General features: G+C 70.9%; 2 protein-coding genes and 1 pseudogene. 1 reads left to right on the top strand and 2 read right to left on the bottom strand.

Annotated features, from left to right (window positions below; translation table 11 throughout):
* Both A5652_RS12235 and A5652_RS12230 read right to left on the bottom strand, forming a co-directional pair.
* On the bottom strand, nt 1-221 hold a 221-nt coding region (locus A5652_RS12235; RefSeq protein ID WP_304441771.1), incomplete at its 3' end, for a cyclic pyranopterin monophosphate synthase MoaC.
* Nucleotides 222-229: 8 nt separating this feature from the next.
* Complete coding sequence (locus tag A5652_RS12230) at nt 230-430, bottom strand: hypothetical protein (RefSeq protein WP_067351092.1); 201 nt, start codon at nt 428-430, stop codon at nt 230-232.
* 151 nt (nt 431-581) lie between these two features.
* Between A5652_RS12230 and A5652_RS12225 the strand changes: the two are divergent.
* Nucleotides 582-1,442, top strand: a pseudogene (locus tag A5652_RS12225) (DNA-binding protein); the annotation flags it as partial.

Genomic DNA, 1,442 nt, shown 5'->3' with positions numbered 1-1,442 from the left:
GCGTCGCCCTTGGGGAGGCCGCCGGTCGAGATCAGCGCCAGCACTTGCGCAGACGAGCGCAGGACGCCGGCGGCCACCGCGGTCCGCTTGGTGGCTACCTTCTCGCTGACGTCGACCATGTGTGCCGCCCCGTGGTCGTCCAGGTGTGACAGGGCAGCGGAGCCGGAGTCTTCCGGCGCCCCGCTCGCCGAGGCTGTCGAGTCCTCAGAGGCCTTGGCCATCTGGCGGCCTACCGATTGACGACGGTGACCGGGTGCAGGTAGGGCAGTTCGGTGGAGGGCAGCGGGAACACCAGCTCGCCGAAGGGCGACAGCGCGCCGGTGCGATCGGTCACGAGTTCGCTCACCGCGTGGTCGTCGGGGTCCGTCGTCGGCCAGCCGTTGTCGACGTACTTGGTTTTGCGTGCTTTGCCCTCAGCAGTGTCAGCCACGGACCCATTCTGACAGGTGGCCGAACCGCACGCGGCGGCAAGGGCTTGAGTTCGGAGACGCGTCGCGGTCGCCGCCGCTGGTCACGGCGCCGGTGGGGCGATGGCTTTGCGGGTCTGCTGGGCACCAGCGCCTGCTTTACGCTGGTCAGCAATGACCGACAACACCCCGGATATCCCGCTGGGGTCATGGCTGGCCGAGTTATCCGATGAGCGGCTGATCCGACTGTTGGAATTGCGGCCGGACCTCGCCCAGCCCCCACCCGGCAGCATCGCCGCACTGGCCGCGCGCGCCCAGGCCCGCCAGTCGATCAAGGCTGGCACCGACGACCTCGACTTCCTGCGACTGGCCGTACTCGACGCGCTGCTCGTGCTGCAGGCCGACGCGGAGCCGGTGCCAACCGCGAAGCTGCTGGCGCTGATCGGTGACCGCGCGCCCGAAACCGACGTCCTCGACGCGGTGGACGATCTCCGGCAACGCGCCTTGGTCTGGGGCGAGGCCGCGCTGCGCGTGGCCGCCGACGCCGCGACGGGATTGCCGTGGCATCCGGGCCAGGTCGTCCTCGAGGACACCTCGCGCAGCGCCGAGCAGATCGCCGGCCTGATCGACGACCTCAACCAGGCGGAGCTCGACGTGTTGGAGAAGCTTCTCGAGGGTTCCCCGATGGGCCGCACCCGCGACGCCGCGCCCGGCGCGCCCGCCGACCGGCCGGTGCCCCAGCTGCTCGGCATGGGCCTGCTGCGGCGCCTCGACGCCGAGACGGTGATACTGCCACGCCACGTCGGGCAGGTGCTGCGCGGCGAGCAGCCCGGCCCCATGCAGCTGACCGCACCCGACCCGGTGGTATCGACCACCACCGCCCATGACGCCGACGCGGTGGCCGCCGGGGCCGTCATCGACTTGCTGCACGAGGTCGACGTCCTGCTTGAAACGCTTTCCGCCGCGCCGGTTTCCGAGCTCCGCAGCGGCGGCCTGGGAATTCGCGACGTCAAGCGGCTGAGCAAGGTGACCGGC

It is taken from the genome of Mycobacterium sp. 1165178.9, from assembly GCF_001673555.1.
Taxonomy (GTDB): domain Bacteria; phylum Actinomycetota; class Actinomycetes; order Mycobacteriales; family Mycobacteriaceae; genus Mycobacterium.
This window is presented reverse-complemented; position numbering and strand designations above follow the sequence as displayed.